The 13,956-nt window shown below is 73.0% G+C and carries 17 protein-coding genes; 3 read left to right on the forward strand and 14 right to left on the reverse strand.

The window, feature by feature from the left end:
- Positions 1–5: 5 nt before the first annotated feature.
- The 9 genes from trpC to rpe are packed head-to-tail and all read right to left on the reverse strand — an operon-like array spanning position 6 to position 6,363.
- Entirely contained in the window at positions 6–779 is a 774-nt protein-coding gene (gene trpC, locus OXR63_RS00635; protein WP_267419423.1) for an indole-3-glycerol phosphate synthase TrpC, read from the reverse strand.
- A gap of 16 nt (positions 780–795) precedes the next feature.
- Positions 796–1,035, reverse strand: a complete 240-nt coding sequence (locus OXR63_RS00640; RefSeq protein WP_194660437.1) for a DUF6704 family protein — start codon at positions 1,033–1,035, stop codon at positions 796–798.
- The gene (locus OXR63_RS00645; protein ID WP_267419330.1) at positions 1,022–1,780 is read right to left on the reverse strand and encodes a Trp biosynthesis-associated membrane protein; all 759 of its coding nucleotides are present in this window, start codon (positions 1,778–1,780) and stop codon (positions 1,022–1,024) included. Before OXR63_RS00645 ends, OXR63_RS00640 begins: the two co-directional genes overlap by 14 nt.
- Positions 1,777–3,339 carry an anthranilate synthase component I gene (locus tag OXR63_RS00650; RefSeq protein WP_267419331.1) on the reverse strand — a complete coding sequence of 521 codons (1,563 nt, stop codon included), beginning with the start codon at positions 3,337–3,339 and terminating at the stop codon, positions 1,777–1,779. Before OXR63_RS00650 ends, OXR63_RS00645 begins: the two co-directional genes overlap by 4 nt.
- Positions 3,336–3,749 (reverse strand): phosphoribosyl-AMP cyclohydrolase, encoded by a 414-nt coding sequence (gene hisI / locus OXR63_RS00655; protein WP_267419332.1) that lies wholly within the window; start codon positions 3,747–3,749, stop codon positions 3,336–3,338. The genes OXR63_RS00650 and hisI overlap by 4 nt, the downstream gene beginning before the upstream one ends.
- Before the next feature lie 7 nt (positions 3,750–3,756).
- Entirely contained in the window at positions 3,757–4,545 is a 789-nt protein-coding gene (gene hisF, locus OXR63_RS00660; RefSeq protein ID WP_267419333.1) for an imidazole glycerol phosphate synthase subunit HisF, read from the reverse strand.
- Positions 4,542–5,381 carry an ATP phosphoribosyltransferase gene (hisG, locus tag OXR63_RS00665; RefSeq protein WP_194660433.1) on the reverse strand — a complete coding sequence of 280 codons (840 nt, stop codon included), beginning with the start codon at positions 5,379–5,381 and terminating at the stop codon, positions 4,542–4,544. The genes hisF and hisG overlap by 4 nt, the downstream gene beginning before the upstream one ends.
- Positions 5,382–5,424: 43 nt before the next feature.
- On the reverse strand, positions 5,425–5,688 hold the full coding sequence (locus tag OXR63_RS00670) for a phosphoribosyl-ATP diphosphatase (protein ID WP_071275117.1): 264 nt from the start codon (positions 5,686–5,688) through the stop codon (positions 5,425–5,427).
- Between the two features lie 9 nt (positions 5,689–5,697).
- Positions 5,698–6,363 (reverse strand): ribulose-phosphate 3-epimerase, encoded by a 666-nt coding sequence (gene rpe, locus OXR63_RS00675; protein ID WP_071275113.1) that lies wholly within the window; start codon positions 6,361–6,363, stop codon positions 5,698–5,700.
- A gap of 45 nt (positions 6,364–6,408) precedes the next feature.
- Between rpe and OXR63_RS00680 the strand changes: the two genes are divergently transcribed.
- Positions 6,409–7,002 (forward strand): hypothetical protein, encoded by a 594-nt coding sequence (locus OXR63_RS00680; RefSeq protein ID WP_267419341.1) that lies wholly within the window; start codon positions 6,409–6,411, stop codon positions 7,000–7,002.
- A gap of 9 nt (positions 7,003–7,011) precedes the next feature.
- Here the strand turns inward: OXR63_RS00680 and OXR63_RS00685 are convergent, their stop codons facing one another.
- Positions 7,012–8,514, reverse strand: a complete 1,503-nt coding sequence (locus tag OXR63_RS00685) for an RsmB/NOP family class I SAM-dependent RNA methyltransferase (RefSeq protein ID WP_267419343.1) — start codon at positions 8,512–8,514, stop codon at positions 7,012–7,014.
- Entirely contained in the window at positions 8,511–9,452 is a 942-nt protein-coding gene (gene fmt, locus OXR63_RS00690; protein WP_267419345.1) for a methionyl-tRNA formyltransferase, read from the reverse strand. Before fmt ends, OXR63_RS00685 begins: the two co-directional genes overlap by 4 nt.
- 113 nt (positions 9,453–9,565) lie before the next feature.
- Between fmt and OXR63_RS00695 the strand changes: the two genes are divergently transcribed.
- Positions 9,566–9,895 (forward strand): hypothetical protein, encoded by a 330-nt coding sequence (locus OXR63_RS00695; RefSeq protein WP_267419347.1) that lies wholly within the window; start codon positions 9,566–9,568, stop codon positions 9,893–9,895.
- 17 nt (positions 9,896–9,912) lie between these two features.
- Positions 9,913–10,383 (forward strand): DUF4383 domain-containing protein, encoded by a 471-nt coding sequence (locus tag OXR63_RS00700; RefSeq protein ID WP_194660429.1) that lies wholly within the window; start codon positions 9,913–9,915, stop codon positions 10,381–10,383.
- A gap of 7 nt (positions 10,384–10,390) precedes the next feature.
- Here OXR63_RS00700 and OXR63_RS00705 read toward each other — a convergent pair whose 3' ends face one another.
- Genes OXR63_RS00705 through rpoZ form a run of 3 tightly spaced genes read right to left on the reverse strand, consistent with a single transcriptional unit; the run spans position 10,391 to position 13,931 of the window.
- The gene (locus tag OXR63_RS00705) at positions 10,391–12,436 is read right to left on the reverse strand and encodes a primosomal protein N' (protein ID WP_267419349.1); all 2,046 of its coding nucleotides are present in this window, start codon (positions 12,434–12,436) and stop codon (positions 10,391–10,393) included.
- Between the two features lie 8 nt (positions 12,437–12,444).
- Entirely contained in the window at positions 12,445–13,659 is a 1,215-nt protein-coding gene (gene metK, locus OXR63_RS00710; RefSeq protein ID WP_194660427.1) for a methionine adenosyltransferase, read from the reverse strand.
- 5 nt (positions 13,660–13,664) lie between these two features.
- Positions 13,665–13,931 carry a DNA-directed RNA polymerase subunit omega gene (gene rpoZ, locus OXR63_RS00715; protein WP_056124209.1) on the reverse strand — a complete coding sequence of 89 codons (267 nt, stop codon included), beginning with the start codon at positions 13,929–13,931 and terminating at the stop codon, positions 13,665–13,667.
- Between the last annotated feature and the right edge of the window lie 25 nt (positions 13,932–13,956).

Below are 13,956 nucleotides of genomic sequence, written 5' to 3' on the forward strand. Positions count from 1 at the left end.
GGTGGTCAGGCGTCGAGGAACGACGCGAGCGTTGCGGCCGGGTCGGCGCCGGTGACCAGCGCCTCCCCGACGAGGACGACGTCGGCACCGGCTGCCCGGTAGTGCGCGACGTCGGCGGGGCTCGACACGGCGGATTCGGCGACCCGGACGACACCGGTGGGGATGCGGTCGGCCAGGGAGCCGAAGAGGTCGCGGTCGAGCGAGAAGTCGGTGAGGTCCCGGGCGTTCACGCCGAGGATCCGGGCGCCGGCGTCGATCCCGCGGGACAGTTCGTCCGCGGAGTGGGCCTCGACCAGGACGCGCATGCCGAGCTCCTCGGCCAGGCCGTGCAGCTCGACGAGCTGGGCCTGGTCGAGTGCGGCGACGATGAGCAGGACGATGTCGGCCCCTGCCGCCCGGGCCTCGATCACCTGGTACGGGTCGGCGATGAAGTCCTTGCGGAGCACCGGCACCGACACGCGGGCCTTGACGGCCTCGAGGTCGGCGAGGGAGCCGAGGAACTTCCGGCCCTCGGTCAGCACGCTGATCGCCGAGGCACCACCGCGCTCGTAGTCGGCGGCGAGTGCGGCCGGGTCCTCGATCGGGGCCATGGACCCGCGGGAGGGGCTGGCGCGCTTGACCTCGGCGAGGACCTTCACGCGCTCCCCCGCTGACAGGAAGTCGAGGGCGTCGAGCGGGGAGGTCACACGGTCGAGGTCGCGTTCGACGTCGGAGTACGGACGGTCGAGGCGACGGGCGGCGGCGTCCTCGAGCGCGCCCGCGACGAGGGTCTCGAGCACGTTCGGCATGCTCGCCCTACTCGTTGTGGTGCTTGCCGACGTACTTCGGACCGTTGACGCCGTAGCCGGCACGCCCCATGACCCAGCCGACGATGAGGCCGATCACGACGATCCCGGCGGACGCCCAGACGCCCCAAGCGATGTCGAACCAGAAGCACAGCGTCCCGATCGCGAAGCCAGCCAGCATGATGATGACGGACGTCCAGGCTGCCGGCGAGTGGCCTTCGCCGAGATCTGCGGGCTCAGTGGTGCTCACGGTGCTCCTCGTGGTCGTGGGCGTCGTCGGTCGTACGACGCGAGTCTGATCCTACCGTGCCGCGGCTGTCCGTCTCGGTCACGGCGACCGGGTCCGTCTCGGCCACGGTGACCGGGTCCGTCTCGGCCACGGTGACCGGGTCGGCGGGGTCCGTCGGGTCGAGCCCGGCGCTGAGGTCGTCCCAGTCGACGATGGCGTCACGCTGGACCGGAGCTGACTTCGGCGCGGTCGCGGTGGTGGTCGGGGTGGCGGCGTACTTGCGGCTCGGGCCCGGCCAGGACCGCTGCACGACGAGCACGACGATCCCGAGCAGCACGGCGAGGACGCCCCCGGCGATGCCGACGGCGGGCCACGCGGTCACGTGGACGCTCGTGACGATGCGCCGCACCGCTGCGAGGTCACTGACCCCGGCGACCTCGCCGACGGCACCGCGCGCGGCCGACACCGGGTCGCTGAGGGCGGACACCCCGGACACGACGATGCCGAGGCCGAGCAGGATCTCGATGCCGGCGAGGACGACCCGGACGACCCGCCCGGCGATGGTCATGGCGAGGAACAGCGCGAGCAGGGCGATCGCCAGTGCGGTGAACTGCGGGACCGCGGCGGCACCGTCGGCCACGACCGTCGGGGTGACGGCGGCGTCGGCGTCCAGGCGGAGCGTGAACCACGTCTGCGTCCACGAGAGCATCACGATGCCCGCGACCGCCAGGCCGAGGACGACGACGAGCGGACGGGAGCGCTTCATGACCGGACCTCGCGCATGCGGTTCGCGGTGGCGACGGCCCGGAGCGGCGCCGCGGCCTTGTTGACGGCCTCGGCGTGCTCGGTCGCGGGGTCGGAGTCGGCGACGAGCCCCGCTCCGGCCTGCACCCGTGCGACGCCGTCCTTGATGAGCGCCGTCCGGATCGCGATCGCCAGGTCGGCGTCCCCGGCGAAGTCGAAGTAGCCGACGACCCCGGCGTACGCGCCGCGCTTGGCCGGCTCGAGCTCGTCGATGATCTCCAGCGCGCGCGGCTTCGGGGCCCCGGAGAGCGTGCCGGCCGGGAACGTCGCCCGGAAGACGTCGATCGCCGACTGCTCGGGGCGTACCACGCCCTCGACGCTCGACACCAGGTGCATGATGTGGCTGAAGCGCTCGACCGTCATGAACTCGGTCACCGCGACGGTGCCGGGCTCGCACACCTTCTGCAGGTCGTTGCGGGACAGGTCCACGAGCATCAGGTGCTCGGCCCGCTCCTTGGGGTCGTCGAGCAGGTCCTCGCCCAGGCGCACGTCCTCTTCCGGGGTTGCCCCACGCGGACGGGACCCGGCGATCGGGTGCGTGATCACGCGGCCGTCCTGCACCTTGACCAGTGCCTCCGGGGAGGCGCCGACGATCCAGAACGGGTCACCGGCGGTGTCCGCCATGGACAGGAAGTACATGTACGGGCTCGGGTTCAGCGTGCGGAGCACCCGGTAGACGTCGAGCGGGTCGGCCGTGACGTCGTGGTCGAACCGCTGCGAGATGACGACCTGGAAGACGTCGCCGTCCCGGATGAAGTCCTTCGACCGCACGACGGCCGCCATGTAGTCGTCCGGCGTCGTGCGGTGCCTGGCGGCGGGCTCGGCGATGTCGAAGGCCTCGGCGACGGTGGCGGGGCTCGGCTGCACGAGGTCGGCTTGCATCCGGTCGAGGCGCTCCTGCGCACCGGTCCAGAGCGCGTCGGCGTCGTCGGTGCCGTCGTTCAGGGCACTCGCCACGAGCAGGACCAGTCCGGTGCGGTGGTCGAGCGCGGCGAGCTCGGCGACGAAGGCGAGGGACTGCCCCGGCACCTCGAAGTCGGCGGGCGGCACGTTCGGCAGGTGCTCGAGCTGCCGGACGGCTTCCCACCCGATGAACCCGACCGTCCCGCCGACGAGCGGCGGGGTGCCCGGGACGCGCGGGGTGGCCCAGCGCTCGTGGAGCCGGGCGAGGACCTCGAGCGGTGCGCCGTCGAGCGAGCCGACGGCGCGGTCGGCGCTCATGCCGGTGTCGATCCACGCGGCCTGGTCGCCGTCCTGCGTCAGGACGCCGTAGCTCCGCACGCCGACGAAGGACCAGCGCGACCACAGGCCGCCCTGGCCGGCGGACTCGAGCAGGAAGGACCCGGGGCGGCCGTCGGCGAGCTTCCGGTAGACGCCGACCGGGGTCTCGCTGTCGGCGTAGAGGGCGCGCACCACCGGGACGACGCGGTGGCCGTCCGCCACCAGGGCGTCGAACTCCGGACGGGAGGTCGTGTGCGGCTTGTCGGGGATCGTCGCGGCCGACGGGGTGGTCGTCGTCATCGGGTCGTCTCCGTCAGGTCGCCGACCGTGGCGTCGGCGGACGGCGCCGTGGCCGTCACCGGGTCGAGCGGGTCGACGTCGAAGCAGCGGTGCGCACCCGTGTGGCACGCGGCACCGACCTGCTGGACGGTCACCAGGAGGGTGTCGTCGTCGCAGTCCAGTGCGGCCGCCCGCACGTACTGGGCGTGCCCGGAGGTGTCGCCCTTCCGCCAGTACTCCTGCCGCGACCGGGACCAGAAGGTCACGCGCCCCTCGGTCAGGGTGCGGCGGAGGGCTTCGCGGTCCATCCAGCCGAGCATGAGGACGTCCTTCGACGATTCTTCTTGCACGACTGCCGGGAGCAGGCCGTCCGCACCGAAGCGCGCGCGGTCGAGGACCGCCTCGGTGCTGGTGCTGGTGCTGTCGGTCATGAGGCTCCTAGCGTACGGCGTGCCCGGACTCCCGCAGGGCGTCCTTGACGTCGCCGATGGTCATCTCCGCACGGTGGAACACGCTGGCGGCGAGCACGGCGTCGGCACCGGCGTCGACGGCCGGCGCGAAGTGCTCGACCCGCCCGGCGCCGCCCGAGGCGATCACCGGCACGGACGACACGGCGCGGACGGCACGGACGAGGTCGAGGTCGAAGCCGTTCTTCGTGCCGTCGGCGTCGATCGAGTTCACGAGCAGCTCACCGGCGCCCCGCTCGACGGCCTCGCGGGCCCAGGCGACGGCGTCGATGTCGGTCTCGGTGCGGCCGCCGTGGGTCGTCACGACGAAGCCGGAGTCGGTGCGGTCCGAGCGCTTGACGTCGAGCGAGAGCACGACGGCCTGTGCGCCGAAGCGGTCGGCGATCTCCCCGACCAGGTCCGGGCGGGCGATCGCCGCGCTGTTCACGCCGATCTTGTCCGCGCCGCACTGCTGCAACCGGGACACGTCGTCGACGCTGCGCACGCCACCGCCGACGGTGAGCGGGATGAAGACCTGCTCGGCCGTCCTGGTCACCGTGTCGTACATCGTCGACCGGTTCTCCACCGTGGCCCCGACGTCGAGGAAGGTCAGCTCGTCGGCACCCTGCTCGTAGTAGCGCGCCGCGAGCTCGACCGGGTCGCCGGCGTCCTGCAGGTCGAGGAAGTTGACGCCCTTGACGACCCGACCGCCGGAGACGTCGAGGCACGGGACGACGCGGACCGCGACGCCGCCACGGGCGCCGCCCACGGCGGTGCTCACAGGCGTGCGGCGTGGATGGGGCTCACGAGGATGGCGCGGGCGCCGAGGTCGTAGAGCGCGTCCATGATCAGGTTGGCGTCGTCGCGCGGGATCATCACGCGCACGGCGGACCAGTCGCGCCCGTGCAGCGGCGAGACCGTCGGGGACTCGATGCCCGAGGCGATCGCGGTCGCCTGCTCGAGCAGGTCGGTCGGGATGTCGTAGTCGAGCATCACGTAGCCCCGGGCGACGAGCACGCCCTGCAGCCGGCGGCGGAGCACGTCGATGCCGGGGATGGTCTCGTCGGTCGAGATCAGCAGCGCGGTGGACTCGAGGATGACCGGCCCGAAGATCTCCAGGCCCGCCTGGCGCAGGGTGCTGCCGGTCGAGACGACGTCGGCGACCGCGTCAGCGACCCCGAGCCGGACCGCGCTCTCCACCGCACCGTCGAGCTGCACGAGCGTGGCGGTCACCCCGTGACGACCGAGGAACTCCCCCACGAGACCGGGGTAGCTCGTCGCGACGCGGACCCCGTCGAGGTCCTGCAGCGAACCGAAGCGTCCGGGGGTGCCCGCGAAGCGGAAGGTCGAGTCGGCGAACCCGAGGGCGTCGACCTCGTGCGCCTGGGACCCCGAGTCGAGGAGCAGGTCGCGGCCGGTGATGCCGACGTCGAGCGCGCCCGAACCGACGTAGGTCGCGATGTCGCGCGGACGGAGGAAGAAGAACTCCACGCCGTTGCGCTCGTCGATGAGGTGGAGGGCCTTCGGGTCACGACGACCGGCGTAGCCGGCCTCCCGCAGCATCTCGGAGGCGGTCTCGGAGAGCGAGCCCTTGTTGGGCACGGCGATGCGCAGCATCAGTGGTCTGCTTTCTGGTGGAGGTCGGCGACTGGTCAGCGAGTCACAGATGTCGCCAGACGTCCGCCGGGGTGAGGCCCTTCGCGACCATGAGCACCTGCAGGTGGTACACGAGCTGCGAGATCTCCTCGGCCGTGCGGACGTCGCCCTCGTACTCGGCGGCCATCCAGACCTCGGCGGCCTCTTCCACGATCTTCTTGCCGATCTGGTGCACACCGGCGTCCAGTTCGGCGACGGTGCCGGAGCCCTCGGGGCGCGATGCGGCCTTCTCGGTCAGCTCCGCGAACAGCTCGTCGAACGTCTTCACGGCACCAGGCTACCGTCCCGCGAGCGCACGCTGCGCCGCGTCGCGGAGGTCACGGATGCGGGACTCGGGGTCGCCGCCGTAGACCGCCGAGCCGGCGACCAGGGTGTCGGCCCCGCTCCGGACGGCCTGGGGCACGGTGTCGACCGCGATGCCGCCGTCGACCTCGAGCCAGACGTCGAGCCCGGAGGCGTCGACGGCCGCACGGGCGTCGGCGAGCTTCGGCATCACCTCGGGCATGAACGACTGGCCGCCGAACCCGGGCTCGACCGTCATGAGCAGGATCATGTCGTAGGCGTCGAGGTGCGCGAGCACGGGGGTGATCGGCGTGCCGGGCTTCACCGCGACCGCGGCCCGGGCGCCGTTCGACCGGATCGCCGCGGCCGTCGCCACCGGGTCGGTCGCGGCTTCCAGGTGGAACGTCACGCTGGACACCCCGAGCTCGGCGTACTTCGGGGCCTCGGTGTCGGCGTCCGTGATCATCAGGTGGACGTCGAGCGGCACGGGCGAGACCTGCTGCAGGCGCTCGACGATCGGCAGCCCGAGCGTCAGGTTCGGGACGAAGTGGTTGTCCATCACGTCCACGTGGACCAGGTCGGCGGTGGCGATGCGCCCGAGCTCGCGCTCGAGGTTCGCGAAGTCGGCGGACAGGATGCTCGGCGAGATGCGGATCGTCACACGACGAGCCTACCGGCGGCCGACGGGTCCACTTAGGCTGCTGGCATGACCGATGTCGATCCGGAGTCCATCCTGGTGCGGGTCGTGTTCGCCCCCGACGCCGGTGCCCCGTTGCCCGACGTGATCCGGGGGCTCGAGGACGTCCTCGAGGTCATGGACTTCGCGCTCTTCCTGTCGCACGGCGACGTGGTGCGCTGGGAGAACGGCGGCGGCCGCGGACAGGTCCGGCTCACCCGGCTCGACCACGGCACGCCGGTGACCGTGGACATCGAGCTGGTGATGTCCGGCGGACTCGGACTGACCCACGCCGACGCCCTCACGGGCGTGGCGGCCGTCGGCACGGTGCTGCTGACCGCTGCGCGGAGCGGCGGGCCCACCGAGGACCGAGCAGACCAGGCACCCGCCGACGAACCGGTGCCCACGGCACGGCAGGTCGACGCCGTCGCCGAGCGCCGCGTGGTCGAGGCGATGGAGCGGGTCGCCTACGACGCCCGCGGCACGGACCTCGCCTGGCGCATCCGCGAGGCCGAGGAGCAGAACGTCACGGCCACCGACGGGACGGTGGGCAAGGGGCTGCGCTTCGTCCGCGCCGCTGGTCGGCTGTCCCGCAACGACGGCTTCGACTTCCGGATGGAGTGACCGGACGCGTCACCGGCGACGGAACAGCGCGATGAACATCGCGTCCGTCCCCACCCGGTGCGGCCAGAGCTGCGCCGTCATGCCGTCGGCGACCTGCGGGTCCCGTGCGGCGACCGAGCGGACCACCGACGCCGTGTCCACCTGCTCGAGCAGGTCCCCGTGCCGGCGCATCAGGGCGTCGACCTGCCCGCGGGTCTCGGCGAGGTGCGGCGAGCACGTGACGTAGGCCAGCGTGCCGCCGGGCGCCAGGACGCGCACCGCGGCGTCGAGGAGCTCCGTCTGCAGCACCGCGAGCTCCTGCACGTCCTCGGGCACCTTGCGCCAGCGGGCCTCCGGGCGACGACGGAGTGCGCCGAGCCCGGTGCACGGTGCGTCGAGGAGCACGCGGTCGTACCGCACGCCGGAACCGTCCTGGCCGTACCGGCGGGCGTCGCCCTCGACGACGCTGACGGTGTCGCCGAACGCCGCGAGGGCCTTCCGGACCAGTCCGACCCGCGCCGGCACGAGTTCGTTCGCGACGAGGGTCGCGCCGGCCTGTGCGGCCTCGGCCGCGAGCAGGGCGGCCTTGCCACCGGGTCCGGCGCAGAGGTCGAGCCACCGCTCCCCGGGCTGGATCGCGGAGGACCGGCTGAGCGCCAGGGCGGCGAGCTGCGAGCCCTCGTCCTGCACGCGGAGTCGTCCGGCGGCGATGCCCGGCACCCGGGCAGGGTCACCGGTCACGCCACGGATCCCGACGGGCGACACGGGCAGCGCGTCGGCGTCCGCCACGACGTCGGCCACCTCGGTCGGGACGGGAGGCTCGGCACCGGTCGCGTCGTCGCCCTGCGGCTCGGTGTCGGCGGGCTCCACGGCCGTGGTCGCGGTGCGCAGGTCGTCGTCCGTCGCGAGTCCAGGCAGCGCGGCGAGCTGGACACGGGGTGCGACGTCGTCCGCCGCGAGCAGCGCCACGAGCTCGTCGCGGGAGCGCTCTGCAGCGAGGGCGTCCCGGAGCGAGGCGATGACCCACGCCGGGTGCGACCACCGGGTGGCGAGGAGCTCGTCGCCCGACAGGCCGCGGGTGATCTCGGTGTCCCACTCCTCGGGCGTCCTCGCCGCGACCTTGCGCATCACGGCGTTGACGAACCCGGTGGCGCGGTGGGCACCGACCTCGCGTGTGAGCTCGACGGTGGCTGAGACGGCAGCGTGGGTGGGCGTGCGCATGGCGAGCAGCTGGTGGACCCCGAGGCGCAGGACGTCGAGCACGTCGGCCTCGACGTTGCCGACCTTCCGGCCGGAGGCGGCCTCGACGACGGCGTCGTACCGACCGATCATCCGGATGGTGCCGTAGGTGAGCTCCGTCGCGAAGCCGGCGTCGCGCGCGGAGAGCGCAGCGCGGCGGATGCGCGTCGGGAGCAGGAGGTTGGCGTAGGCGTCGTCGACCTGCACGGCCCGGATCACGTCGAAAGCGACCCGGCGGGCGCTCGGGCCGCGGACCGTCCGGGTCTCGGGACGGTGCTGCTGGTGCGGGCTCATGCGAGGACCTTCCCGTCGAGGGTACCGAGGCCACGGGCCCAGGCAGCGGCGTCCATCGCCGTCTTGCCGGCCGGCTGCACCCGGGCGAGCACGAGCGGCTCGTCGGCGGTCCCGACGAGGAGCGCGCCGCCCTGGAGCGTCAACGCACCGGGGGCGAGGGACGGGGCGGGGTCTGCCGGGCCTCCTGTCCGGGGCATCCGGTGGGACCGCAGCAGCTTGACGCGCGTCTCCCCCAGGTGCGCGAAGGCACCGGGCTCCGGCGTCACGCCGCGGATGTGGGCGTGGACGGCGGCAGCCGACGCGGCGAAGTCGACGCGACCGTCCTCGATGGTGGTCTTCGGGGCGGTGGTCGGCTCACCGACCTGCTCCGTGGCGGTGGCGCTGCCGTCCGCGATGGCGTCGACGACCCGGGCGACGACCTCGGCGCCGGTCTCGGCCATGGCGGCCAGGACCTCGCCGGCGGTCGCCTCGGGGTCGATCTCGAAGGGTTCGCTGGCGAACACGGGGCCGGCGTCGAGCGCCTCCACGAGCTGGAACACCGTGGCGGCGGTCCTGGTGTCGCCCGCCATCACGGCACGCTGCACGGGCGCGGCGCCGCGGTACGCCGGCAGGTCGGAGAAGTGCAGGTTGACCCAGCCGTGGCGCGGGGTGTCGAGCGCCGCGCGGCGGAGCAGGGCGCCGTAGGCGACGATGACGCCGAGGTCGACGTCCAGCTCCGCGATGCGGCGGGTGACCTCGTCGTCGACGCGGGCGGCTTCGAGCACGGGCAGCCCGAGCTCCTCGGCGGCCTGGGCGACCGGCGTCGGGGTCAGGACGCGCTTGCGGCCCTGCGGTGTCGGCGGGCGGGTGAGCACCGCGGCGATCTCGTGGTCGGACGCCGCGAGCCGACGGAGGGTGGGGACGGCCGCAGCGGGGCTGCCGGCGACGACGAGACGCATGGGTTCGATCCTCCCATGGCCGGCGTGTCCGGGGTGCGCAGCAGCCCGCTCGACTGGAGAGCGGAGCAGCGGCGGCTGCGTAGCGTCGCCGCCACACGACCGGAAGGACGACGATGCCCGACGAACTCCCCCTGGCGGACTTCGACCACATCCCGCTCGGCAACCTCGCGGAACACCTCCGCCCGCTCGACCAGGCGCAGGTCCAGGCTCTGCTCGACCACGAGCGCGCCCACGGCGACCGGCTCCCGGTGACCCAGCTCCTCGAGCGGCGGATCACGGACCTCGCGCACGGCGCCGAACCCGCCGGGTCCGTGCCGGACCGGCTGCCCGAGGTCCAGGATGGGCCGAGCGGCGGTTCCCCTGCGAGCCCCGCGACGAGCGGTCCGCCGGTCAACCCGCCGTCCCACGGCGTCCCCACCAACCCGGCGCAGCCGCGCCGCTGACCACCAGGAGCAACGACATGGCAGACATCACCACGTCCACCAACCGCTACGCCGGTTCCACCATCCAGAAGGCCACGCTCGTCGTCGGCATCGTGTTCCTGGTCGTCGGGATCGCCGGGTTCGTCCCCGGGATCACGACCGGCGACCTCGGCGGCGCGGGGCACGGCTCGATGGCGATGCTGCTCGGGCTGTTCCAGGTCTCGGTCCTGCACAACATCGTGCACCTGCTCTTCGGGATCGTCGGGCTGGCCGCCGCCCGGAGTGCCGTCGGCTCTCGCAGCTACCTGGTCATCGGCGGCATCGTCTACCTCGTGCTGTTCGTCTACGGGCTCTTCACGGCCGACCACGCCTCCGCTGCGAACTTCGTCCCGCTGAACACCGCCGACAACTGGCTGCACCTGCTGCTCGCCGGCGGCATGGTCGCCCTCGGTGTGTTCCTGCCGCGGCCGGACGGACGCCAGCGCCGCGACCGCACCACCACGGCCTGAGGCCCTCTCAGACCTCGGCGAACGGCTCCGCGTCGTCGAGCCGCGCCCGCAGTGTCGGGGCGGCTCGACGGCGGTTGCCGCCCGGGAGCACCCGCCGCGTCGACGACCGACGGATGACCTCGGCCTTGAGCGTCGCGGCGACCTCGGTGCCGTGGGCGTAGGGGAACCGCACGATCGCCCGGACGGTGCCGGGAACGGGGTCGTCGACGGGGACCGGCCCGAGCACCGGCCCGACGGGGGCCTCCCCGAGGGCCTCGACCGCCGCGGTCACCGCTTCCTCCGTGCCGGTGAGCGTCGCGACCCGGACGGCCGGCGGGAACATGAGCTCGCGGCGGTCGACGAGCTCGTCGTGAGCGGGCGTGTCGAGTCGCCAGAGCGCCATCGCCGTCGCCAGTGACCCGCCGATGCCGACGAGGTAGACCTCGGCTCCGGGAGCGCCCTTGGCGGCCGCGTTCGTCCAGAACCGAAGCACTTCCTCCTGCACCCGGAGGCCTTCGCGCCCGAGCATCTTCTCGCCGTCGAGGAGCAGCACGCAGGCGTAGCCGCCGGGCGTCGACGGCTCGGCTCCACGCGTGGCGACGACGACCGCCGGGCGCGCCGGGACCTCGTCGATCGGGCGGGAGCCGTCCGCGACGATGATGCGGGTGCCCGGGAACGCCCGGCCGAGTTCGTCCGCGGTGCGCTGCGCCCCCTGACCGACGGCCTTGAGCTTCCCGCCGCCGCACGTCGGGCAGCGGTACCCGGCCGCGAGGGCCCCGCAGAACCGGCACTGGGGAACGGCGCCGTGCGTCGGGCTGCCGAGGGGTCCCCCGCACACCCGGCAGTGGGCGCGCTCCCCGCAGTCGGCGCACACGAGCCCGGTGCCGAAGCCCGGGTTGGCGACCTGCACGAGCACGGGCCCCGTCCGGCTGGCCTCCCGTGCGGCGCGCCAGGCGCTGCTCGGGATCCGGGCCTGTGCGGCGAAGCCCTCGGCGCTGACCTGCTGCGCCGTCGGGATGACCTTCGGCACCGCGGCCCGGAGCGGCGTCACGTCGTCGAGCCAGTGCAGCTCGACCAGGCGCTGCACGTCGGTGCTCCGCGCGTGGGAGAGGAACAGCAGCGCCGCACCCGACTGTGCCGCGCGGACCAGGGCCACGTCGCGGGTGTGCACGTACGGGGCCCGGGGCTCGATGAAGGACGCGTCGCCGTCGTCCCACATCGCGATGAGGCCGAGGTCGCTGGCCGGTGCGTACATCGCCGTGCGGTTGCCGATGGCGACGACGGGGTGGGTGCGGGCCTGCAGCAGGGCCTTGGCGCGCTGGCCGTTGGTCTGCTTGGCGTCGAAGCGGACCACGCGCTCGGCGGGGACCAGGGCGTGCAGGGCGCGCTCGAGGTCGGTGAGGTCGCGGAAGTCCGGCACGGCGATGACCGCCGACCGCTCGGTGGCCAGGGTGCTGGCGGCAGCCTGCGCCAGGGTGAGCGCCCAGCCGGGGACCCAGGCGGGGTCGTCGGGTGCGGCATCGTCTGCCGCTGCCGCTGCCGCCGCCGCCGCCGCCGCCGCCGCCGGCAGCTGCACGGGGTGTGGGATCGCGGCCACCGCGGCACGCTGGTTCGCCGCGAGGATGCCCTCGACGACGCCGTCGGCGTACCCGGTCACCGCGGGGGCCGCGACCGAAGGTGGCACGTGCTCGGGGTCCCGCGCGAGCCACGCCTTCTCGACACGGACCTGCCGCGTCGGCACCGCGAGCCGGAGCACGTCACTCGCCACACCGGCGGCCCGGTCGGCGACGGCCCGCGCGAGCGTCCAGATCTCCGGCGCGAGCACCGGCACCGGGCTGACGAGCGTCTCGATCGCGCTCAGCTCACCCGGGAACGCCCCGCCCGGCGCCCCGGGGCCGTCCTCGACGACCTCGATGACGTACGCGTCCGAGATCCGGGCGCCGGTGCGGAGCGGGACCTTCACGCGGACCCCGGGCACGCAGGCGTCCTCGTGCTCGGACGGCACCCGGTAGTCGAACAGACGGTCGAGCTGCGGGAGCGGCGAGTCGAGGACGACGCGCGCGACGGTGGTCACGCGGTCACTCAGACGGTGGCGGCGACGAGTCCTGCGGCCTGGCGGAGGGCGTCGACACGGTCGAGCTGCTCCCAGGTGAACCCGGGGAGCTCACGACCGAAGTGGCCGTACGTCGCCGTCTGCGCGTACCGCGGCTTGAGCAGGTCGAGGTCACGGATGATCGCCGCCGGACGCAGGTCGAACACCTGACGGATCGCGGCCTCGATGACCGCGTCGTCGACGTGACCCGTGCCGAACGTCTCCACGTAGAGCCCCACCGGCTTCGCACGGCCGATCGCGTACGCGACCTGGACCTCGAGCCGGTCAGCGAGCCCCGCCGCGACCGCGTTCTTCGCCACCCAGCGCAGCGCGTACGCCGCCGACCGGTCGACCTTGGACGGGTCCTTGCCGCTGAACGCCCCGCCACCGTGCCGGGACGCCCCACCGTAGGTGTCGACGATGATCTTCCGCCCGGTGAGCCCGGCGTCGCCCTGCGGCCCACCGATCTCGAACCGGCCGGTCGGGTTCACGATGACCTCGACGTCCGCGGAGTCCAACTCCACCTGGTCCAGGACCGGGCGGATCACGTGCTCCGTGATCGCCGCGGTCAGCTCGTCCAGCGTCACGCTCGGCGAGTGCTGCGTCGACACGACGACGGTCTCCACGCTCTTCGGCACGACGCCGTCGTACCCGACCGTGACCTGGGTCTTGCCGTCGGGCCGCAGGAACGTCAGCTCCCCGGACTTCCGGACCGCAGCCAGGCGCTCGGCGAGCCGGTGCGCGAGCCAGATGGCGACGGGCATGTACTCCGGCGTCTCGTTCGTCGCGAAGCCGAACATGATGCCCTGGTCACCGGCACCCTGACGATCCAGCGGGTCCACACCGGCACCGGAACGGGAGTCCAACGACTCGTCCACGCCCTGCGCGATGTCCGGCGACTGCGCACCGATCGAGACCTCGACACCACACGTGGCGCCGTCGAAGGAGACCTCGGACGAGTTGTAGCCGATGCCCGTGATCACGTCACGGACAAGCTTCGGGATCTCGACGTACCCCGACGTGGTGACCTCACCAGCGACGTGCACGAGACCCGTCGTCACCATCGTCTCGACCGCGACCCGCGCATGCGGGTCGACGGCGAGCAGGGCATCGAGGATGGTGTCCGAGATCTGGTCACAGATCTTGTCGGGGTGCCCCTCCGTCACCGACTCGGACGTGAACAGGCGCAGCGTGCTGGACGTCACCGGGCTCAGACGGTGGGCTGGGGCTGCTGCTTGGTGACGGTGAGCTTGTCCTCGTTGATCTCGTGGAGGGCCACCGACAGCGGCTTGTCGTCGATCGTGGAGTCGACGAGCGGACCGACGTTGTCGAAGAGCGAGCCCTCGTGCAGGTCGGCGTAGTAGTCGTTGATCTGTCGTGCACGCTTCGAGGCGAAGATGACGAGCGCGTACTTCGACTCCACCTTGGACAGCAGGTCGTCGATGGGCGGGTCGATGATGCCCTGGGGGTTGGCCATGGTGTCTCCAGACAACGAGCGGATG

The sequence above is a fragment of the Curtobacterium sp. GC_Cur_3 genome, assembly GCF_026544205.1.
GTDB lineage: Bacteria > Actinomycetota > Actinomycetes > Actinomycetales > Microbacteriaceae > Curtobacterium.

Coding starts and splice junctions, on each gene's coding strand:
- rpoZ (WP_056124209.1), bottom strand. CDS start 13,931: ATGGCCAACCCCCAGGGCATCATCGACCCGCCCATCGACGACCTGCTG.
- OXR63_RS00685 (WP_267419343.1), bottom strand. CDS start 8,514: ATGAGCCCGCACCAGCAGCACCGTCCCGAGACCCGGACGGTCCGCGGC.
- OXR63_RS00650 (WP_267419331.1), bottom strand. CDS start 3,339: ATGACGACGACCACCCCGTCGGCCGCGACGATCCCCGACAAGCCGCAC.
- hisG (WP_194660433.1), bottom strand. CDS start 5,381: ATGCTGCGCATCGCCGTGCCCAACAAGGGCTCGCTCTCCGAGACCGCC.
- OXR63_RS00680 (WP_267419341.1), top strand. CDS start 6,409: ATGACCGATGTCGATCCGGAGTCCATCCTGGTGCGGGTCGTGTTCGCC.
- OXR63_RS00695 (WP_267419347.1), top strand. CDS start 9,566: ATGCCCGACGAACTCCCCCTGGCGGACTTCGACCACATCCCGCTCGGC.
- OXR63_RS00700 (WP_194660429.1), top strand. CDS start 9,913: ATGGCAGACATCACCACGTCCACCAACCGCTACGCCGGTTCCACCATC.
- fmt (WP_267419345.1), bottom strand. CDS start 9,452: ATGCGTCTCGTCGTCGCCGGCAGCCCCGCTGCGGCCGTCCCCACCCTC.
- OXR63_RS00645 (WP_267419330.1), bottom strand. CDS start 1,780: ATGAAGCGCTCCCGTCCGCTCGTCGTCGTCCTCGGCCTGGCGGTCGCG.
- hisI (WP_267419332.1), bottom strand. CDS start 3,749: ATGACCGACAGCACCAGCACCAGCACCGAGGCGGTCCTCGACCGCGCG.